A 19270-nucleotide genomic window follows, 5' to 3' on the forward strand; every position below is an offset into this window, starting at 1 on the left:
CACGAGATGCCCAACGCCGCGCGACGGCGTGAACGGCCCATTCATCGCCGCACGAGATGCGCCACTCGTGCCTCCGCGAACGGACCGCTCGCGCGCTCTGGCGATGAACGGTCCGTTCATCGGCACACGACAGTGCACCTCGTGTGCTCACGACTCGCCCGCTGGTGGCACGCGGGCTGCGCAGGATCCCGGCGGGAACCTATTTTGGTCGGGGGGTAGGAGGAGGAGAGAGCACCGAGCAAGGCGGCCTCATCTCCCACCAGCCGCTCCGTGGTGGGGCATCATCTGGAAGATGCGCGCCGAACGTCTCGTTGCCCTGCTCTTCACCCTGCAGAGCAGGCGTAGCGCGACCGTGCCGGAACTGGCCAAGGCTCTCGGCGTCTCGGAGCGCACCATGCACCGTGACATCGCCGCTCTGCAGGCCGCGGGCGTTCCACTGTGGACGGAGACCGGGCGGTACGGCGGTGTCCGGCTCGTCGACGGGTGGCGGACCCGGCTGGACGGGCTCACCTCGCGCGAGGCCGTCGCCATTTTCGCCATGGGCGTGCCCCGCGCGCTGGCCGAACTGGGGCTCGGCACCGCCGTCTCCGCCGCCCACGCCAAGGTCAAGGCCACCCTCCCCGCCCCGCTGCGCGAGCAGGCCCAGCACCTCGCCCAGCGCTTCCACCTCGACGCCCCCGCCTGGTTCAAGTCCGAAGAAGACGCCGAGCACCTCGCGACCATCGCCCAGGCCGTGTGGGAACAGCGCCGCGCCGCCGTCACCTACCGGCGCGGCGACCAGCCCGTCGAACGCCTCCTCGAACCCCTCGGCCTCGTGCTCAAGGCCGGCGTCTGGTACCTCGTCGCCCGGATCGACCACGCCACCCGCACCTACCGGGTCAGCCGGATCACCGCCGTCGACCTCACCGACGAACCCTTCGAGCGGCCCGTGGACTTCGACCTCGCCGGCTGGTGGCAACGCTCCTCCACCCAGTTCGAGCGCTCCCTGCACCGCCACCCGGTCCGGCTGCGGCTGTCCCCGCGGGGCACCAAACACCTACCCGACGTCGTCGACCCCGACCTGGCCATCGCCGCCCTCGACGCGGCCGGCCCGCCGGACGACGACGGCTGGGTCGAAGTCACCGTCGACCTGGAAGAACCCGACATCGCGGCGAGCATGCTGCTCGGTCTCGGCCCCCACGTCGAGGTCCTCGAACCACCCGCCGTGCGCGCCGCGTTCGCCGACGCCGCACGGCGGATGGCCGATCTTCACCGATAGGCACCCGGGTTCGCGGGCTTGCCCGCGTCCTGGACCTCCACCACATACCGCCAGGCGTCCGGCCGGCTGCCGTCCACGTCGTCGAACCCGTAGATCTTCGCCAGCTGCCCGCTGTTCAACGTCTGCCCGGTGAACCGGTGCCGCTCCGGGTCCGCGGCCAGCGACGCCACCGCCCGGCCGACGAACACCGGCGACTCCGAGATGCCGAAGTGCGGCTCCTTCGCCAGCGCGTCCCGCCAGGTCTCCTCGGTCACCCCGAAGTGGTCCAGCATCGCCTCCGACCGCAGCCACCCCGGCGTCATCGCCACCGCCGTCACGCCGTGCGGCGCCAGGTCGTGCGCCTCCGCCTTGACGATGCTGTGCGAAGCCGCCTTCGCCACGTAGAACCCGATCGACGTGCCCTCGCGGTAGCGCGAGTTGTACTCCTCGGTGCCGTCCGTCATCTCGACGACCAGCCCGCCGCGCTCGCGGATCACCAGCGGCAGCAGGAAGTGGCTGGTGATGATGTGCGCGTCGACGCCCAGCCGGACCGATCGCAGCGCGTGGTCCAGCGGCAGCTCCCACACCGCCTGGCCCCAGCCGATGTACTCGTCGCCGCCCCAGATGCCGTCGACCAGGATGTCCAGCCGCCCCTGCTCCCGGTCGACCCGCTCGGCCAGCGCCCGCACCTGGTCCGGGTCGAGGTGGTCGACCCGGATCGCCGCGCCCGTGCCGCCCGCCTCGGTGATCCGCTCCAGCGTGCCCTCGATCGTCTCCGGCCGGTTCACCTCGGACCGCTGCGCCCCGGAGGTCCGCCCGGTGACGTACACGAACGCTCCCCGGCGCCCCAGCTCGACCGCGATCGCCCGGCTCGCCCCGCGCGTACCGCCCGCGACCAGGGCGACCTTCCCACTCAGTTCGTTGCTCATGCGTCCACCGTCGCGGTGAACCCTGTCAGTTCCCGTCATGGTTGCCGTCACCCGCGGGTAAGGGGCTGGTCATGACGATCTGGTGAGCTGGGTGACATGGACGCCCGTCTGCTGGTCTCGCTGTCCGGCATCGGTCCGCGGACGCTGCACCGCTGCGCCGAACTCGCGGCCGAGCTGGACCGCCGAAACGTCCCCCTGTCCCTCCTCTTCGCGCCGCGCGCCGAAGGGTCGCCGGCCGTCGCCACCTGGGTGCGGGACCGCACCCGCCGCGGCGACGGTCTCCTGCTGCACGGCTACGACCACCGCGTCCCGCCCAGCCACCGCGCGGTGAGCCTGCACCGCAAGGCCGAGTTCGCCGGCCTGCCCGCGCACGAGGCGCGGCTGCGGATGATCGCCGCCAAGGCCGCGCTGGAGAAGCTCGGCCTGGCGGCGGACGGGTTCGCGCCGCCGCGGTGGCTCGCCTCCCCGGGCACGCTGGCCGCGGCCGGGGAGCACTTCGCGCTGTGCGCCGACCTCGCCGCGGTGCACGACCTGCGCACCCGCACCGTCCACCGGTCGCGGGTGCAGTCCTTCGCCGCGCACCACCACCGCACCGAGACGGTGCGGGCGTTCGCCCTGGTGCTCGCGTCGGCGCGGGCCGCACGACGTGGTGGTCTCGTGCGCCTCGGGATCGACGCGGTCGACCTGGCCCGGCCCGGCCTCCGGCAGGCCTTCCTCGACGCGGTCGACGTGGCGCTGGAGAACCGGGCCTTCGGCACCACCTACGGGAGCTTGACGTCCTCGCCGCGCGTCGGCACCCGCACCTCGGTGCCCTCCGGCGCCAGGTTGGTGAACAGTCCGTAGTGCATGGCCGGGTTCGCGAGCACCGCCTCGTGGATCGGCACGGCGACCCGCGGCGCGACGGCCCGCAGGTAGTCCACCGCCTCCCCGGCCTTGAGCCACGGCGCGCCGGTGGGCAGGCCGAGCACCTCGATCCGCTGCTCGGGCACGAAGAACGAGTCGCCGGGGTGGTAGAAGGCGCCGTGGTCGACGACGTAGCCGACGTTCGGGATGACCGGGATGTCGGAGTGGATCACGGCGTGCTGCCCGCCGACGACGTTGACCGCCGCGCCACCCGCCTCGAACGCGTCGCCGGGGTGGACGACCTCGTGGTCGAGGCCGAGCTTCTGCACGGTTTCCGCCGAGCCGGGGTCGACGACCAGCTTCGCGCCCGGGTTGGCCTCGAGGAGTTTGGGCAGCTTCTCGCTGTCGATGTGGTCGTAGTGCTGGTGGGTGATCAGGATCGCGTCCAGCTCGCGCTCACCCTCGAAACCCGCCGAGAACGCGCCGGGGTCGAGCAGGATCCGCGCGTTGTCCGTCTCCAGCAGGACACAGGCGTGTCCGAAATGGACGATTCGCATGTATGTGCTCCTCCGCATGAATGGCAGCCCCAAGCCTAGGCCCGCCGGATTCGCGTCGCCACGATCGCGCAGGGTGACGGCGAGACGGCGAACCACTCTCGGGGTAGTGAGCTCGGCCACCACGTGTGCCATGCTGGCGTTACTGAACAGTAGTTAGGAGGCCAACGATGACCGCCGTGGAGCCGAAGCCGGCCGTCCAGGACACGTTCGACTCGCTGAACCCGGCCACCGACGAGGTCGTCGGGACCCACCCGGTGCACACCGCGGAGGACGTCCGGGCCGCCGTCGCCGCCGCGCGGGCCGCCGCCGGCTGGTGGGCGGGCCTCGGCTTCCAGGGCCGCGCCGAGCGCCTGCACCGCTGGAACGGGATCATCACCCACCGCCTCGCCGAGCTGTGCGACGTCGTCAGCGCGGAGACCGGCAAACCCGCCGGCGACGCGCAACTGGAGGCCGTGCTCGCGATCGAGCACATCCACTGGGCCGCCCGCCACGCGCGCAAGGTGCTCGGCCGCAAGCGCCGCCCGGCCGGCCTGCTGCTGTCCAACCACACCGCGAGCGTCGAGTACCAGCCGCTGGGCGTGGTCGGCGTGATCGGGCCGTGGAACTACCCCGTCTACACGCCGCTGGGCTCGATCACCTACGCCCTCGCGGCGGGCAACGCCGTGGTGTTCAAGCCGAGCGAGTACACCCCGGGCGTGGGGAAGTGGCTGGTCGACACGTTCGCCGAGGTGGTGCCCGAATTCCCGGTGCTGCAGCTGGTCACCGGTTTCGGCGCGACCGGCGCGGCGCTGGTGGGCGCCGGCGTGGACAAGATCGCGTTCACCGGTTCGACCGCGACCGGCAAGAAGATCATGGCCGCGGCCGCCGAGACCCTGACGCCGGTGGTCATCGAGGCCGGCGGCAAGGACCCGCTGATCGTCGACTCCGACGCCGACCTGGACGCGGCCGCCGACGCCGCCGTGTGGGGCGCGTTCTCCAACTCCGGGCAGACCTGCATCGGAGTGGAGCGGGTGTACGTGCACGAACGGGTATACGACGAGTTCGTGGACAAGGTGGTCGCGCTGACCCGCCGCGTCAAGCCGGGCGAGCAGTACGGCCCGATGACGATGCCGTCGCAGCTGGACGTGGTGCGCAGGCACATCGCCGACGCGCTGGCCCGTGGCGGGCGGGCGCTGACCGGCGGCGCGGACGCGGTCGGCGACCGGTTCGTCGAGCCGACCGTGCTGGTCGACGTGCCGGAGGACTCCGCGGCGGTCCGGGAGGAGACGTTCGGCCCGACCATGACGATCGCCAAGGTGCGCGACATGGACGAGGCGGTCGAGAAGGCCAACGCCACGGTCTACGGGCTGGGCTCGACGGTGTTCTCGCGGCGCAACGCCGCACGACTGGCCCAGCGGCTCAAGGCCGGGATGATCTCGATCAACGCGCCGTTCTCGTTCGCCGGGACGGCGTCGCTGCCGTTCGGCGGGGTCGGCGACTCGGGCTTCGGGCGCATCCACGGCCCGGAGGGGCTGCGCGAGTTCGCCCGCTCGAAGGCGGTCGCCCGGCAGCGGTTCGCGGTGCCGATCAAGCTGACGACGTTCGCCCGCACCGAAAAGACGGACAAGCTGGTGAGCAAGCTCGTGACCGGGTTGTACGGCCGCAAGCGCTGACCGGAAACCGCGGGTATTTGTCGCCGGACTGTGTGAACTTTTCGCCAACGGGTAACCATCCGTATGCGAAAGATCATCGGTATCGCGGCCGGAGCGGCGCTCCTGGGCACGATCGGGATCGCCGCTCCCGCCGCGCAAGCAGCGGAAACCCCGTGCAGCGCGAAGGCGAAGGCCTGTCTGCAGCTGCACACGAACCAGGCCTGGCTGACGGACAACGGTCAGGTGACCCGCGGGCCGGTTCCGGTCACCGTGGGCAAACCCGGCTACGAGACGCCGGTGGGCACGTTCAAGGTCCAGTACCGCGACATCGACCACTACAGCAAGGCCTACGACGCCCCGATGCCGTACTCGGTGTTCTTCACGACCACCGGGGTGGCGTTCCACGAGGGCAGCCTGCGGGAGCAGTCGCACGGGTGCGTGCACCTGTCGCACGCCGATGCGAAGGCCTTCTACCAGACCCTGCGCACGGGTGACGTGGTCGAGGTCGTGAACTGAGTCCGGTATTTCGGACGAGGCGGGGTATCGTGCGAGCATGCCCCGTCTCGTACCGGCCGTGCTCCGGGCCGCGGACATCCTGGAACTGTTCCTCGACGAGCAGGTCCGGCTGTCGGCGACCGAGATCGTCGAGCGCCTGGACCTGCCCCGCTCCACCACGCACGAGCTGCTGACCACCCTCGTCGCCCGGAAGTACCTGGACCGCCAGGCGGGCGAGGAGACGATGTACCGCCTCGGGCCGAAGGTGCTCGAACTGGGGGCGCGCTACCAGCAGCGGCTGGAGTTCGGCGTCGAGGCGGAGGCGGTGGCGCGGCGGGTGGCGGCGCAGTGCGACGAGACCGTGCACGTCGCCGTGCTGGACGGGCTCGAGGTCGTGTACGTGTCCAAAATAGACTCCACGCACTCGGTGCGGCTGATTTCCGCGGTCGGCCGCCGCCTGCCCGCGAACTGCACGGCGGTGGGCAAGGTCCTGCTCGCCGGGCTGTCCCGGGAGGAGGTCGCCCGCCGCCTCAAGGGGCACCGGCTGCCCGCGCTCACCGAGCACAGCATCACGTCCCGCTCGGAGCTGCTCGCCCAGCTGGACGCGGTCCGGGTGATGGGTGTCGCGCACGAGCGCAGCGAGTCCAATCCGGACGCCGGCTGCGTGGCGGCCCCGGTGGTGGACTCGCGCGGGGAGTGGGTGGCGGCGATGAGCATCTCGATCCCCACCTCGCGCCACGACGACCAGGCGTGGCGCCGCTGGGAGAAGCTGGTGCGGGAGGGCGCCGCCGAGCTGTCCCACCGCCTCGGCGGCCGCCCTCCGGAGCTGTAAGGCCAGATCATCCGGCAAGTGCGGGCACGCCGCCGGACCAGGCACGCGGGCCGCCACCGCCGAGACGCATTCGCGCCTCGGTGACCACCGGCCCCCGCAGCTCGTGCGGCACGTCCGGGAACACCACCGGCGCGGGACCCGGGTCCCGCCGCCGAGTGGTATCAGCGCCTCGACGGCGTGGCCCCGTAGCTGTTGCCCAGCAGCTAAAACCCCAGCAGCTCCTCCGGCACGTCCTGGAACGCGACCGGGCGCAGGAACCGCTCCACCGCCGCCGCGCCGACCGACGTGTGCAGCGGCGCGGTGGTCGCCGGGTACGGGCCGCCGTGGTGCATCGCGTGCGTCACCGCCACCCCGGTGGGCCAGCCGTTCCACACCACGCGCCCGACGTGCTCCGCCAGCTCGTCGACCAGCTCGGCCGCGACCGGGTCGGCGGCCTCGGCCTGCACGGTTCCGGTGAGCTGTCCGTCGAGGCTCCGGACGACGTCCAGCATTTCGGATTCCGAGGAGTACTCCACCACCAGCGAAGCCGGGCCGAAGCACTCGGTCCGCAACGCCTCGCCGTACTTCAGCACGGCTGCCGCGGTCGTGGCGAGCAGCGTGGGCGCGTCACCGCCGTCGACCAGCGTGCGCACCTCCTCGTGCCCCACGAGCTTGCCCAGCGTGGCGGCGTACCCGCCGGCGATCCTGTCGTTGAGCAGCGGCGCGGCGGTCACCTGACGCACCCGCTCGGCGGCCAGCTCACCCAGCCCGGACCCGGCCGGGACCACGAACAGGCCGGGCTTCGTGCACAGCTGACCGGCGGCCATGGTGAACGAGTCCACGTACGCGGCCGCGATCTCCGCGCCCCGCGCCCGCGCGGCCGCCTCGGTCACGAACACCGGGTTCACGCTGCCCAGCTCGCCGTAGAACGGGATCGGCTCGGGCCGCGAGACCGCCAGGTCGTAGAGCGCCCGTCCGGCCGTGGGCGAACCGGTGAAGGCCGCGGCCCGGATGCGCGGATCGGTCAGCGCGGCCCGGCCGTCCTCCTCGCTGTGGATCACCGCGAACACGCCCTCCGGCAACGCGGCCCGCACGATCTCCGCGGTCGCGGCGGACAGCCGCGGATGACCGGGGTGCGCCTTCAGCACGACCGGGCAGCCGGCCGCGAGCGCCGACGCGGTGTCCCCGCCCGCGACCGAGAACGCGAACGGGAAGTTGGAGGCCGCGAACACCAGCACCGGGCCGATCGGACGACGGGCCAGCACCAGCTTCGGCCGGGGCGCGGGCAACCACCGCGGGTCCGCCTCGTCGACCACCGCGCGCGGCCGGACCTCCTTGGCGAGGAACCGGAGCTGGAAGGTGGTGCGGGCGACCTCGCCACGCAGCCGGGCCTCCGCGATGTGCGTCTCCTCGTGCGCGATCGGCACGAGCTCGTCCGCGGCGGCGTCGATCTCGTCCGCGATCTTCTCCAGCGCGGCGGCGCGGTCGGCGCGGGCCCAGGACCGGGCCGCGCGGGCGGCGGCGTCGAGCGTTTCGTCCAGGGTCATCGGGTCAGCTCCTCGATGCTCAGCGGGCCGGGCACGGCCAGGTCGGCGGCGGGCAGTGTCGAACCCACGGCGTCGGGCGCGTGCCGGTGCAGCAGTTCCAGGCCGATCTCCGCACGACGGACCCGCTCGCGCACCAGCGCGATCGCGGTCGGCGTCAGGTGCGTGCCGCTGGGGTAGATGTTCGGCGCGTTGCGCAGCCCGAACTTGAGGTAGACCGGCGCGGCGACCCGCACGATCTCGGCGATCTCGAAGTGCCGGACGAACCCGCCGAGGTCGTCGGGCGCCTCGATGTAGACGTCCAGCGGCAGGTCCACGGCGGCCCGGATCGCGGCGAGCTGGGCCAGGCTCAGGTCGGTCGGCACGTTGTACGTGGTGGCCCCGGCCTGCTCGGCGAGCCGGATCGACGCCGGGTTCGCCAGGCCCATCTGCACGCTGACCTTGAACCGCATGTCGACCGGCAGCTCACCGGCCGCGCGCATCCGGTCGGCGACCGTCAGCACGCCCAGGTCGGTCACCAGCACGCTGCGGATCCCGGCCTCGGCGGAGCGGCGGATGTCCTCCAGCACGTGGACCAGCTGCTCGGTGCCGCGCGCCTGCGGGGCGAACGGTCCGCCACCGGAGGCGACGGCCGCCGCGCCGGTGTCCCACGCCGCCACCGGGCGCGCGAACAGGCTCACCTCGACCTCGCGCGCCCGCGCGAACCCGGCCATCGCGGCCAGCTCGGCCTGCGTGAGGAGCATGCCGCCGCTGCCCTGCGACACGCGGTGCACCACGACGCCACGCGCGTCGGCCTCGGCGTAGACGGCCTCCAGCGCCTCCGGGCCCTCGACGCTCGGGATCTCGACCCGGTACTGGGCGCCGTCCGGGAAGCGCTTCGGGCTCGTCGGCAGCTCACCCGGGTCGCCGGGCGGCAGGCCGAGGGTGCGCAGGAAGTCGCGGGTTCTGTCCACGGTTCACCACCGTTGTTCGAAATTTCGGATGCGGTACGTAATCCCAGACGACGTTAGGCTCCGCCCGCCCCGCGGTCAAGACGGTTGACACCACCCGGAGGCCAACCTTAGGTTCGACGAGCCGAACGTCATCCGAGATATCGGACGAGCAGACAACGGAGTCACCGTGTCCCCAGCCACGCTGCGCACCACCCCGGACAGAACCGCCCTGCGCAAGATCACCCTGCGCCTGCTGCCCTTCCTCGGGCTGCTGTACGTGATCGCCTACATCGACCGGTCGAACGTCGGGTTCGCGAAGCTGACCCTGCAGTCCGAACTCGGTCTGTCGGCGACCGTCTACACGCTCGGCCAGGTGTTCTTCTTCGTCGCCTACGCGCTGCTGGAGGTGCCGAGCAACCTCGCACTGCACCGCTACGGCGCGAACCGCTGGATCGCGCGGATCATGCTCACCTGGGGCCTGGTCACCGTCGCGACCGCGCTGGTGACCACGACCTGGCAGTTCTACCTGGCGCGGTTCGCGCTCGGCGCGGCCGAGGCCGGGTTCTTCCCCGGGGTCATCTACTACCTGACCCGCTGGTTCCCGGAGAGCCACCGCAGCAAGGCCATCGGGCTGTTCATGCTGGCCGGGCCGGTGTCGTTCATCATCGGCAACCCGGCGATGGGCGCGCTCAACGACCTGCACGGCGTCCTCGGCCTGGAGGGCTGGCAGTGGATCTTCGTCGCGACCGGCATCCCGGCCGTGCTGCTGGCGCCGATCGTGCTGTGGGTGCTGCCGAAGTCGCCCGAAACCGCCAGGTGGCTGAGCAATGACGAGCGCACCTGGCTGACCGGCGAGCTGCGCCGCGAGGCCGAGGCCGCCGGCGCCCAGCCGCACAGCCCGTGGGCCGTGCTCAAGGACTCGCGCGTGCTGGCGATGGCGTTGTTCTTCCTGTGCTTCCCGCTGGCGACCTACGGCCTGGCGTTCTGGCTGCCGACGATCGTGAAGGGCTTCGGCGGCCTGTCCGGGTTCGGCGTCGGCGCGGTGTCGGCCATCCCGTACGTGTGCGTCGCGATCGGACTCCTCGTGGTGCCGCGGCTGGCGAACCGGCGCGAAGCGCCCTTCGGCTGGCTCGCGCTGATGCTCGGCTTCTCGATCGCCGGGTTCCTCGTGGCGGCGACCGCGAGCGCGCCGTGGTTGCAGATGGTCGGCCTGTGCGTGGCGTCGATCGGCGGCTACGCGGCCCAGCCGGTGATGTGGGGCCTGGTGCCGAAGTTCCTCGCCGGCGCGACCGCGGCCGCCGGGATCGCCGCGATCAACGGCATCGGCAACCTCGGCGGCGGCTTCGGCCCGATGGGCATCGCGGCGATCGTGGACGCCACCGGCTCGGCCGCGACCGGGCTGTACTTCCTGATCGGGGTGTCCGTGCTCGGCCTGTTCGGCACGTACGGGCTGCGCCGGGTGCTGCGCCGCCGCACGACGGCCGCACAGTCACCGGCACCGGTCACGCACTAGGTGTACCTGGCCAGGGCGTTGGTGGCGGCTGCCTGGTGTTGACACGGGGAGAGCCTCCGGTTGGGGTGTGGCTTGTCCAGGCCCACACCAGGCCGGAGGCTCTCGTGTCACACCGTGATGCCCGCACGCCCGGACTAGCTGGGACTGGCGTTCCGGCCGGACGGTGTCGCGGGTGCCGGCTCGCCACCAGGTGCCGCCGCTGTCGGCGCTGGACCCCTTGACCGGGCAGGTGGCCGGACGAACGCGATCGGCCCCGCGAGCTGGTGCACACGGACGCCAAGAAGAACGGCCGGATCCCCGAGACGGCGGCTGACGGGCCCACTGCCGCGCCCAGCAGGAAGCCCCTGGCAAAACGGCAAAGTCGAACGCTACAACCGCACGCTGCGGGCCGAGCGGGGCCTACCGGCAGATCTTCACCAGCAACACCGAACGAGCGACCACGCTCGCGCCCGGCTCAAGCACTTCAACGCTCAACGCCGCCGCCACCCACTCGGCGGCCACCCACCCATCAGCCGACTGCCACCGACCCAACGGCCAAGTGCACCTAGAAGGAGAAGCAGCCGAGCGCGGCGTTGCCGTTGCGGGCGGCCGTGGCGAAGAAGGTGCGCAGGGTGTCGTAGTTCTCGCGGAGGTACTCCAGCTCGTCCTCCGCGTGACTGTCCCAGATCCCGGGGTAGACGTTGCGCGCCATCATGTCGGCGGGGTCGTAGTGCGCGGCGAGCTTCTCGAACGGCGCCGCGTCGAGGGCGTCGGCGATGCTGCGGACCAGGTCGGCGTCGAAGCCGGTGTACTCCTCGCCGTCGTAGTCGATGGGCTCACCGTCCATCCGCAGGTCGACGTCCACACCGGCGCGGTCGAGGAGGTACTGGAGGCCGTCCCACGCCTTCTCCACGAAGCCGTTGAGGGCGTCGTCCTCGCTGGCGATCTCGTCGTACAGCTCTTCGGCCTTCTCGCCGTCGTTCAGAACGCCGTCCAGCTGCTGCGGCGTGACCTCGACGTACCCCAGTGTCATACCCATGGGTGAAACGGTATCCAGGTCACACCCGCCACCACCCTCGGCGGGGTGCCGCCACATCACAGCTAGACTCGGGGAGTACCGCCGACCTGCGATTACTGGAGCGACCCGCCGTGGCCCGTGTGGTGGTTGACGTCATGCCCAAGCCCGAGATCCTCGACCCGCAAGGTCAAGCCGTCGCCGGGGCGCTGCCGCGGCTGGGCTTCACCGGGGTCACCTCGGTGCGCCAGGGCAAGCACTTCGAGCTGGAGGTCGACGACTCGGTCGACGACGAGACGCTCGCCAAGATCGCCGAGGGCTTCCTCGCCAACCCGGTGATCGAGGAGTGGACCGTGCGGAGGCTCCCGTGAAGATCGGTGTCATCACCTTCCCCGGCACGCTGGACGACGTGGACGCGATCCGCGCCGCCCGCTACGCCGACGCCGAGGCCGTCAGCCTGTGGCACGGCGACGAGGACCTGCGCGGCGTCGACGCGGTGATCGTCCCCGGCGGCTTCTCCTACGGCGACTACCTGCGCTGCGGCGCGATCGCCCGGTTCGCCCCGGTGATGTCGTCGGTCGTCGACGCGGCCAAGGGCGGCATGCCGGTGCTGGGCATCTGCAACGGCTTCCAGATCCTGTGCGAGGCCGGGCTGCTGCCGGGCGCGCTGGTGCGGAACGAGAAGCTGCACTTCGTGTGCCGCGACCAGTGGCTGCGCGTGGAGAACAACACGACGGTGTGGACCACCCGGTACGAGGCGGGCGCCGAGGTGCTGGTCCCGCTCAAGTCCGGCGAGGGCGGCTACGTCGCCGACCAGTCCACTTTGGACGAGCTGGAGGGCGAGGGCCGCGTGGTGTTCCGCTACGCCGGCGAGAACCCCAACGGCTCGCGCAACGACATCGCGGGCATCTGCAGCGCCAACGGCCGCGTGGTCGGCCTGATGCCGCACCCCGAGCACGCGATCGACGCGCTGACCGGCCCGAGCGACGACGGGCTGGGCATGTTCCTCAGCCTCGTCGACAGCCTGGTCAAGGCCTGATTTCCCGGAGGCATCCGCCTCCGGGAAACCTCAGCCCACATGCGCGGCGGTGACCAGCCGCGAGTAGGGGCCGTCCGCCGCGAGCAGTTCGGCGTGCGTGCCCAGCTCGGTGATCCGCCCGGCCTCCAGCACCGCGACCCGGTCGGCGGCCGCCGCGGTGTGCAGGCGATGCGCGATCGCGATCACCGTCCGGCCTTCCAGCACCCCGCTCAACGAGCGCTCCAGGTGGCGCGCCGACGAGGTGTCCAGCAGCGAGGTCGCCTCGTCGAGCACCACCGTGTGCGGGTCGGCCAGCACGACACGCGCCAGCGCGAGCTGCTGCGCGACCGCCGCCGGCACGGCCAGCGCACCCGAGCCGAGCTTCGTCGCCAAGCCGTCCGGCAGCCCGTCGAACCAGTCCCGCAGCCCGACGGCGGTCAGCGCCCGCACCAGCTCGTCGTCGGTCCAGGACCCCGCCGGCAGCGTCAGGTTCTCCCGCAGCGTCCCGGAGAACACGTGGTGCTCCTGGGTCAGCAGCAGCACCTCGCCGCGCAGCACGTCCTCGGCCAGCTCGGACACCTCGGCGCCACCGATCGTCACCGAACCCGAACCGGGCGCGGCGACCCCGGCCAGCAGACGGCCCAGCGTCGACTTGCCCGCACCGGACGGGCCGACGATCGCCAGCCGCTGCCCCGGCGGCACCCGCAGGTCGATGCCGTGCAGCACCTCCCGGCCGGTCGAGTAGCCGTAGTGCACGTCGCGCACCACGATCTCCTGGCCCGCCGGCTCCGGCCCACCGGCCCGCTCCGCGTCACCGCGCACTCCCAGCACCCGGCGCAGCGCGGTGCCGGAGACCTGCAGGTCCTCGACCCACCACATCGCCTCTTCGAGCGGCCCGGCCAGCGCCTGGACGTAGACCACCATCGTGGTGATCGTGCCCAGCCCGACCAGCCCCTCGCCGTAGGCCCAGCCGCCGAGCAACAGCATCGCCGCGACCGGCGCGACCTGCGCGATCTGCAGCCACGGGATCCAGCCGACCGTCACGCCGCGCAGCCGCTGCTCGCCCCGGATCGCCGCGCCCAGCGTGCGGTGCCCCAGCGCGATGCGCCGCCCGGTCAGCCCGAGCGCCTCCGCCGTGCGGGCGCCCTCGGTCGTCTCGTGCAGGCTCGACTGCACCTCCGACCACTTGTCGAGCATCTCCTCGACGATCCGCGGCGCACGGCGGACGTACCAGCGCAGGGTGAGGGCCACGATCGGCACCGCGACCAGCAGCCCGAGCGACAGCAGCGGCGAGGTGATGATCATCGCCGCCAGGGTCAGCACGATCGTGATCAGCGCGATCGAGATCTCCGGGATCGCGTTGCGGACCGAGAAGTCGATCCGGTCGGCGTCCGTGGTCGCGCGGCTGATCAGGTCACCGGTGCCGGCCGCCTCGACCGTGCCCAGCGGCAGCCGCAGCGCGCGCTCGACGAAGCCCTCCCGCGTCTCGGCCAGCACCCGCTCGCCGAGCATCCCGGCGCGGAACCTCGCGAACCGCTTGAGCACCGCCTGCACCACCAGGATCACCACGAACGCCAGCGCGAGCAGGTCGATCCGGCCGTCCCCGGCCACCGCGAGGTCCACCAGGTGCCCGAGGATCTGCGGCCCGGCCAGCCCGGCGATCGCGGCCAGGCCGAACAGCCCGATCACGACGCCGAACTCACGCCGGTTGGTGCGCAGCAGGTCCCGCGCCCAGCGCCGGGCCTCGGCGCCGGTCGCGAGCACTAGCTTGAAGCGCATGTGGTCACCTCGTCCGCCACCGCTTTCCACAGTGGACTTTCCGTGAACACGACGGTCGTGCGGCCGCGGCGCAGCTCGCTGACCCGCTCGGTGATGCGGGCCTCGGTGTGCGCGTCGACGGCCGAGGTCGGTTCGTCGAGCAGCAGGGTGTCGGCGTCCAGGGCCAGCGCGCGGGCCAGGTTCAGCCGCTGCCGCTGACCGCCGGAAACCTCCCGGCCCCGCTCGCCGATCAGCTCGTCCAGCCCGTTCGGCAGGCCTTCGACGATGTCCTCGGCGTCGGCGGCTCGCAACGCCTCCGCCGCCCGCTCGGCCGGGACCAGCTGGTCACGCAGCACACCGGAGAACCACAGGTCCTGGTTGTGCGCGTAGACCACCCGGGACCGCAGCTCCGCCAGCGCCACGTGGTCGGCGGGCACGCCGGACACGAGCACCCGCTCGCCGGGATCGGGGTCGGCGAACCGGGCCAGCCGCGCGGCCAGCGCCTCCGCCTCGGGCCCGGCGTCCACGACGGTCAGCTTCCCGGCCACCGCGGTGAACCCGGACGTGGTGTCGTGCAGCTCCAGCGGCCCGTCCGGCAGCGCGACCGGCGCGTCCGGCTCGGACAGCAGCGGCCGCAGGCTCAGCACCCCGCACACCTTCTTCGCCGACACCAGCGCCGAGGAGAACGCGGCGGTGAACTCGGTCGCCGTGCTCACCGGCACCACCAGGAACACCGACGACGAGTAGAACGCCACCAGCTCGCCCACGCTGATCGTGCCCGCCGCGACGAACCGCGCGCCCAGCCAGGTGATCGCCACCGTGACCAGGCCGGGCAGCAGCACCTCGGCCCCGACCAGCCACGACTCGCTGCGCGCCACCTCGACCCCGGCCCGCCGGACGCGCTGGCTGGCGTCGCGGAACCGGCCGAGGAACTGCTGCTCGCCACCGACACCGCGGAGGATCCGCAGGCCGGACACGATGTCCGCGGCCAGCGCGTTCACGCTCGACAGCTCCTCGCGCTGCGCGCCCTTGCGGCGCTGCAGCGGCGCGACCAGCTTGCCCATGCTCAGCGTCGCGAGCGGGACCCCGACCAGCGCGATCGTGCCCAGCACCGGCGACATGCCGATCAGCACCAGGCTGACGGTGAGGAAGGCCACCACCGAGCCGAACAGCCGCCCGGTCACCTCGAACACGTTGCCGATGTGGTTGATGTCCGAGGACGACACCGCCATCACGTCACCGGTCCCGGCCTGCGGCCGCAGCGACGCGCCGAGCCGGGCCGTGTGCTCGACGACCGCCCGCTGCGTCGCGGCCGCGCCGTGGATCCACATGGTGTGGGCGGCGAAGATCAACGCGCCGCCGCACACCGCCTGCGCCACGCCGAGCAGCAGGACCAGCCCGACACCGCCGAGCAGTGGCTCGCCCGCGCGGATGTCCTCGACCACCGTGCCGATCACCAGCGGCAGCAGCGCCCCCGGCAGCAGCCAGAGGGCACCGAGGACGCACGCGGACAGCGCGAGCCACGGCCGCGCCCGCAGGAGCGCGCCCAGGAATCGCAGCGGCGTGAGCCGGGAGGGAAGGCGCATGACACCTGACGGTAGGTGCCCCAGCTCACCTCACGCGACCGATTTTCTGCCGGTCAGAGGGCTGCAAGTACCCTGGAGGCCGTGACCGACACCCTGGCCATCGACACGACCGAGCGGGCCGCGGAGACGCCGGACCTCCCGCAGCCCTACCGCGAGCTCGGGCTCGCCGACGACGAGTACGCGCGCATCCGCGAGATCCTGGGCAGGCGGCCGACGGACGCCGAACTGGCCATGTACTCGGTGATGTGGAGCGAACACTGCTCGTACAAGTCGTCGAAGAAGCACCTGCGCTACTTCGGCGAGACCACCACCGAGGAGATGCGCTCGAAGATGCTCGCCGGGATCGGCGAGAACGCCGGTGTCGTCGACATCGGCGACGGCTGGGCGGTCACCTTCAAGGTCGAAAGCCACAACCATCCGTCCTATGTGGAGCCCTACCAGGGCGCCGCGACGGGTGTCGGCGGGATCGTGCGCGACATCCTCGCGATGGGCGCGCGGCCGCTCGCGGTGGCCGACTCGCTGCGCTTCGGCCCGGCCGACGCGCCGGACACCCGCCGCGTGCTGCCGGGCGTGGTGGCCGGCGTCGCCGGGTACGGCAACTGCCTGGGCCTGCCCAACATCGGCGGCGAGGTCGCCTTCGACGCCAGCTACGCGGGCAACCCGCTGGTCAACGCGCTGTGCGTGGGCGCGATGCGCACCGAGGACCTGCACCTGGCGTTCGCGTCGGGCACCGGCAACAAGATCATCCTGTTCGGCGCGCGGACCGGTCTGGACGGCATCGGCGGGGTGTCGGTGCTGGCCAGCGACACGTTCTCCGGTGACGAGAACTCCGGTGGCCGCAAGAAGCTGCCGAGCGTCCAGGTCGGCGATCCGTTCACCGAGAAGGTGCTCATCGAGTGCTGCCTGGAGCTGTTCGCGCAGAAGCTCGTCGTCGGCATCCAGGACCTCGGCGGCGCCGGGCTGTCCTGCGCGACGTCGGAGCTGGCCGCGGCCGGTGACGGCGGGATGCACGTCGAGCTGGACAAGGTGCCGCTGCGCGCCGAGGGCATGACCCCGGCCGAGATCCTCTCCAGCGAGTCGCAGGAGCGGATGTGCGCGGTCGTCGAACCGTCCAAGGTGGACGCGTTTCTCGCGGTGTGCGCGAAGTGGGACGTCATCGCCACGGTCATCGGCGAGGTCACCGACGGTGACCGCCTGGTGGTCACCTGGCACGGCGAGACCGTGGTCGACGTGCCGCCGCGCACCGTGGCGCACCAGGGCCCGGTGTACGACCGGCCGGTCGCCCGTCCGTCCACTCAGGACGCGCTGCAGGCGGACACGCCCGACGGCCTGCGTCGTCCGTCCACTCCGGACGAGCTGCGGGAGACGCTGCTGGCGGTGGTGTCCTCGCCCAACCAGGCGTCCAAGGAGTGGGTGACCGACCAGTACGACCGGTACGTGCGCGGCAACACCGTGCTGTCGCAGCCGTCGGACGGCGGCATGATCCGGATCGACGAGGAGACCGGCCGCGGCGTCGCGGTGTCGACCGACTGCAACAGCCGGTTCGTGTACCTCGACCCGTACGCGGGCGCGCAGATCGCGCTGGCCGAGGCGTACCGGAACGTGGCGACCACCGGCGCCACCCCGCTGGCCGTGACGGACTGCCTGAACTTCGGCGCGCCCACTGACCCGGGCGTGATGTGGCAGTTCGAGCAGGCCGTGCACGGGATCGCCGACGGCTGCGCGCAGCTGGGCATCCCGGTGACCGGCGGCAACGTGAGCTTCTACAACCAGACCGGCGAGACGGCCATCCTGCCCACCCCGGTGGTCGGCGTGCTCGGCGTGATCGACGACGTGCGGCGGCGCATCCCGACCGGGATCGGCGCCGAGGCGGGCGAGACGCTGCTGCTGCTCGGCGAGACCCACGACGAGTTCGGCGGTTCGGCGTGGGCGCACGTGATCCACGGGCACCTGGGCGGGCTGCCGCCGAAGGTGGACCTGGAGCGCGAGCGGCTGCTGGCGGAGATCCTGGTCGCCGGTTCCCGGGACGGCATGATCTCGGCCGCGCACGACCTGTCGGACGGCGGCCTGGCGCAGGCGCTGGTGGAGATGGTGCTGATCGGCCAGTGCGGCGCGCGGGCCCTGCTCGACGAGGACGCCGACCCGTTCGTGCAGCTGTTCTCGGAGTCCACCGGGCGGGTGCTGGTGGCGGTGCCGCGGACCGAGGAGCTGCGGTTCACGGAGATGTGCACCGCCCGCGGGCTGCCGTGGCGCAAGGCCGGCGTGGTGGACCCCGAGGCGGGCGGCCTGGAGATCCAGGGCGTGGCGACCTTCGGTTTCGAGGAACTGCGCGACGCGTTCGAAGGCACGCTGCCGAAGCTGTTCGACTGACGGTTCAGCCGCCGACCCGGATCCGGGCGCGTCCACCGGCGAGCGGTTCGAGCGACCAGGCCGCGGGAAGCCGCACTTCCCGCGCCTGGTCGACCTCGGTGTTGTAGAGCGACACGGCCTCGGCCGCCAGCCGGAGGTCGACGTGGTCGGCGAACCGGGCCCGGCGGAGGTCCACCGCGGCGGCCCTCGTGTCGCGGAACGAGACCGGCCCGTCGAACGATCCGTCCGCGATGCTCACCTCGGCCTCGAAGGTGGCGCCGTCGAAGTCCACCTCGTGCCGCGCGTGCACGCCCTCGAGCTTGACCTTCTGGTGGAACACCGCACCGGCGACGGTGATCGGTCCCCGCGAGTCGAGCGCGGTCAGGTAGACGCGACCGTGGAACTCGGCGTCGGCGAAGCTCGTGCGGTGCAGGAGCTGCGCCTGCTGCAGGTAGAGCCGGCCGACGGCTCGGCCCTTGAGGTGGAACCGGTCCAGCCGGGCGCCGGCCAGATCGAGGTCGTACACGACGGCCTCCGGTCCCCGCGGCGGCAGCAGTTCCTGGATCTGCCGCTGCGCCGCGAGACGCACCTGCTGCTCGCGGCGGGCCTCGGCCTCGTCGGTGTCGTCGCCGTAGCCGGGGTGCGGGAAGGGGCGCCGGAGGTAGGAGCAGAGCACGTCGAGGACCGTCTGGGTGTACTCGGGGTTGCTGCGCGCCAGGCCGGCGAGCGCGTGCAGCGCGCCGACCCGGACCTGGTCGGCCTCGTGGCCCAGGAGTTCCACCGATTTCGCGAAGCGTTCGTCGGTGACGCGTTCGCGGTCGCGTTCGGCGCGGAGCAGCTCCAGCTCGTGCCGCTCCCGTTCGGTCCGCTGCCGGTTCTCCTCCACGCGGCGGCGCCGGTCGTTGAGCCACAGCGCGTACAGCGCGATCACCGCGCCGCTGGCCAGACCGCCGGTGCGCAGCGCGTCCGCCCGGCTGGTCGCGGGGTCGGTGAGCAGCCAGGCGCTCACGGCGATCAGCAAGCCCACCGCGACCAGGATCGTGACGAACAGCGGCCCCCGACGTTCCGGCATG

The 19270-nt window shown here is 72.2% G+C and carries 17 protein-coding genes and 1 pseudogene; 10 read left to right on the forward strand and 8 right to left on the reverse strand.

Annotated elements, in window-relative coordinates; all coding sequences use genetic code 11:
- Positions 1–292: 292 nt before the first annotated feature.
- Entirely contained in the window at positions 293–1258 is a 966-nt protein-coding gene (locus L1857_RS01225) for a helix-turn-helix transcriptional regulator (protein WP_094009139.1), read from the forward strand.
- Here the strand turns inward: L1857_RS01225 and L1857_RS01230 are convergent.
- Positions 1249–2166, reverse strand: a complete 918-nt coding sequence (locus tag L1857_RS01230) for an SDR family oxidoreductase (RefSeq protein WP_094009140.1) — start codon at positions 2164–2166, stop codon at positions 1249–1251. The genes L1857_RS01225 and L1857_RS01230 overlap by 10 nt on opposite strands.
- Positions 2167–2262: 96 nt before the next feature.
- Between L1857_RS01230 and L1857_RS01235 the strand changes: the two genes are divergently transcribed.
- Positions 2263–3009 carry a DUF2334 domain-containing protein gene (locus tag L1857_RS01235; RefSeq protein ID WP_094009141.1) on the forward strand — a complete coding sequence of 249 codons (747 nt, stop codon included), beginning with the start codon at positions 2263–2265 and terminating at the stop codon, positions 3007–3009.
- Here the strand turns inward: L1857_RS01235 and L1857_RS01240 are convergent.
- The gene (locus L1857_RS01240; protein ID WP_094009142.1) at positions 2928–3566 is read right to left on the reverse strand and encodes an MBL fold metallo-hydrolase; all 639 of its coding nucleotides are present in this window, start codon (positions 3564–3566) and stop codon (positions 2928–2930) included. The genes L1857_RS01235 and L1857_RS01240 overlap by 82 nt on opposite strands.
- 167 nt (positions 3567–3733) lie before the next feature.
- On the opposite strand from L1857_RS01240, the gene L1857_RS01245 reads away from it, so the two are divergent.
- The 3 genes from L1857_RS01245 to L1857_RS01255 all read left to right on the forward strand — a co-directional run bounded on the left by L1857_RS01245 (position 3734) and on the right by L1857_RS01255 (position 6524).
- Complete coding sequence (locus tag L1857_RS01245) at positions 3734–5218, forward strand: aldehyde dehydrogenase family protein (protein ID WP_094009143.1); 1485 nt, start codon at positions 3734–3736, stop codon at positions 5216–5218.
- A 63-nt stretch (positions 5219–5281) separates the two neighbouring features.
- The gene (locus L1857_RS01250) at positions 5282–5713 is read left to right on the forward strand and encodes a L,D-transpeptidase (RefSeq protein WP_094009144.1); all 432 of its coding nucleotides are present in this window, start codon (positions 5282–5284) and stop codon (positions 5711–5713) included.
- Between the two features lie 37 nt (positions 5714–5750).
- The gene (locus L1857_RS01255; RefSeq protein ID WP_094009145.1) at positions 5751–6524 is read left to right on the forward strand and encodes an IclR family transcriptional regulator; all 774 of its coding nucleotides are present in this window, start codon (positions 5751–5753) and stop codon (positions 6522–6524) included.
- A gap of 203 nt (positions 6525–6727) precedes the next feature.
- Here the strand turns inward: L1857_RS01255 and L1857_RS01260 are convergent, their stop codons facing one another.
- Together L1857_RS01260 and L1857_RS01265 are read right to left on the reverse strand one after the other, a co-directional pair.
- The gene (locus L1857_RS01260) at positions 6728–8050 is read right to left on the reverse strand and encodes an aldehyde dehydrogenase (NADP(+)) (RefSeq protein ID WP_094009146.1); all 1323 of its coding nucleotides are present in this window, start codon (positions 8048–8050) and stop codon (positions 6728–6730) included.
- A complete protein-coding gene (locus L1857_RS01265) occupies positions 8047–9000 on the reverse strand; it encodes a U32 family peptidase (RefSeq protein WP_094009147.1) in 954 nt (317 codons plus the stop codon). The genes L1857_RS01260 and L1857_RS01265 overlap by 4 nt, the downstream gene beginning before the upstream one ends.
- Before the next feature lie 166 nt (positions 9001–9166).
- On the opposite strand from L1857_RS01265, the gene L1857_RS01270 reads away from it, so the two are divergent.
- Together L1857_RS01270 and L1857_RS01275 are read left to right on the forward strand one after the other, a co-directional pair.
- On the forward strand, positions 9167–10492 hold the full coding sequence (locus L1857_RS01270; RefSeq protein ID WP_094009148.1) for an MFS transporter: 1326 nt from the start codon (positions 9167–9169) through the stop codon (positions 10490–10492).
- A gap of 321 nt (positions 10493–10813) precedes the next feature.
- Positions 10814–10987: pseudogene (locus L1857_RS01275) on the forward strand (integrase core domain-containing protein); the annotation flags it as partial.
- 49 nt (positions 10988–11036) lie between these two features.
- Here L1857_RS01275 and L1857_RS01280 read toward each other — a convergent pair.
- Positions 11037–11510: a YfbM family protein gene (locus tag L1857_RS01280; RefSeq protein ID WP_158224485.1), complete on the reverse strand. Its 474-nt coding sequence runs from the start codon at positions 11508–11510 to the stop codon at positions 11037–11039.
- A gap of 110 nt (positions 11511–11620) precedes the next feature.
- Between L1857_RS01280 and purS the strand changes: the two genes are divergently transcribed.
- Both purS and purQ read left to right on the forward strand, forming a co-directional pair.
- Positions 11621–11857, forward strand: a complete 237-nt coding sequence (purS, locus tag L1857_RS01285; protein ID WP_017985747.1) for a phosphoribosylformylglycinamidine synthase subunit PurS — start codon at positions 11621–11623, stop codon at positions 11855–11857.
- Positions 11854–12525, forward strand: coding sequence for a phosphoribosylformylglycinamidine synthase subunit PurQ (gene purQ / locus L1857_RS01290; RefSeq protein WP_094009150.1), 672 nt, complete (start codon positions 11854–11856; stop codon positions 12523–12525). Before purS ends, purQ begins: the two co-directional genes overlap by 4 nt.
- A 30-nt stretch (positions 12526–12555) precedes the next feature.
- Here purQ and L1857_RS01295 read toward each other — a convergent pair whose 3' ends face one another.
- Positions 12556–14283 (reverse strand): ABC transporter ATP-binding protein, encoded by a 1728-nt coding sequence (locus L1857_RS01295; protein WP_094009151.1) that lies wholly within the window; start codon positions 14281–14283, stop codon positions 12556–12558.
- A complete protein-coding gene (locus tag L1857_RS01300; RefSeq protein ID WP_094009152.1) occupies positions 14268–15848 on the reverse strand; it encodes an ABC transporter transmembrane domain-containing protein in 1581 nt (526 codons plus the stop codon). The genes L1857_RS01295 and L1857_RS01300 overlap by 16 nt, the downstream gene beginning before the upstream one ends.
- 81 nt (positions 15849–15929) lie before the next feature.
- Here L1857_RS01300 and purL point away from each other — a divergent pair, with 81 nt between their 5' ends.
- Positions 15930–18218, forward strand: a complete 2289-nt coding sequence (gene purL, locus L1857_RS01305; protein ID WP_094009153.1) for a phosphoribosylformylglycinamidine synthase subunit PurL — start codon at positions 15930–15932, stop codon at positions 18216–18218.
- Positions 18219–18222: 4 nt separating this feature from the next.
- Here purL and L1857_RS01310 read toward each other — a convergent pair whose 3' ends face one another.
- Entirely contained in the window at positions 18223–19269 is a 1047-nt protein-coding gene (locus L1857_RS01310) for a pentapeptide repeat-containing protein (protein ID WP_094009154.1), read from the reverse strand.
- Position 19270 lies beyond the last annotated feature (1 nt).

The organism is Amycolatopsis thermalba (genome assembly GCF_023376025.1).
GTDB classification, from domain to species: Bacteria; Actinomycetota; Actinomycetes; order Mycobacteriales; family Pseudonocardiaceae; genus Amycolatopsis_E; species Amycolatopsis_E thermalba.

What these genes read in the sequence shown, in the direction of transcription:
- L1857_RS01225 (WP_094009139.1), top strand. Translation starts at nt 293, where the DNA reads ATGCGCGCCGAACGTCTCGTTGCCCTGCTCTTCACCCTGCAGAGCAGG.
- L1857_RS01230 (WP_094009140.1), bottom strand. Translation starts at nt 2,166, where the DNA reads ATGAGCAACGAACTGAGTGGGAAGGTCGCCCTGGTCGCGGGCGGTACG.
- L1857_RS01235 (WP_094009141.1), top strand. Translation starts at nt 2,263, where the DNA reads ATGGACGCCCGTCTGCTGGTCTCGCTGTCCGGCATCGGTCCGCGGACG.
- L1857_RS01240 (WP_094009142.1), bottom strand. Translation starts at nt 3,566, where the DNA reads ATGCGAATCGTCCATTTCGGACACGCCTGTGTCCTGCTGGAGACGGAC.
- L1857_RS01245 (WP_094009143.1), top strand. Translation starts at nt 3,734, where the DNA reads ATGACCGCCGTGGAGCCGAAGCCGGCCGTCCAGGACACGTTCGACTCG.
- L1857_RS01250 (WP_094009144.1), top strand. Translation starts at nt 5,282, where the DNA reads ATGCGAAAGATCATCGGTATCGCGGCCGGAGCGGCGCTCCTGGGCACG.
- L1857_RS01255 (WP_094009145.1), top strand. Translation starts at nt 5,751, where the DNA reads ATGCCCCGTCTCGTACCGGCCGTGCTCCGGGCCGCGGACATCCTGGAA.
- L1857_RS01260 (WP_094009146.1), bottom strand. Translation starts at nt 8,050, where the DNA reads ATGACCCTGGACGAAACGCTCGACGCCGCCGCCCGCGCGGCCCGGTCC.
- L1857_RS01280 (WP_158224485.1), bottom strand. Translation starts at nt 11,510, where the DNA reads ATGGGTATGACACTGGGGTACGTCGAGGTCACGCCGCAGCAGCTGGAC.
- L1857_RS01295 (WP_094009151.1), bottom strand. Translation starts at nt 14,283, where the DNA reads ATGCGCTTCAAGCTAGTGCTCGCGACCGGCGCCGAGGCCCGGCGCTGG.
- L1857_RS01300 (WP_094009152.1), bottom strand. Translation starts at nt 15,848, where the DNA reads ATGCGCCTTCCCTCCCGGCTCACGCCGCTGCGATTCCTGGGCGCGCTC.
- L1857_RS01310 (WP_094009154.1), bottom strand. Translation starts at nt 19,269, where the DNA reads ATGCCGGAACGTCGGGGGCCGCTGTTCGTCACGATCCTGGTCGCGGTG.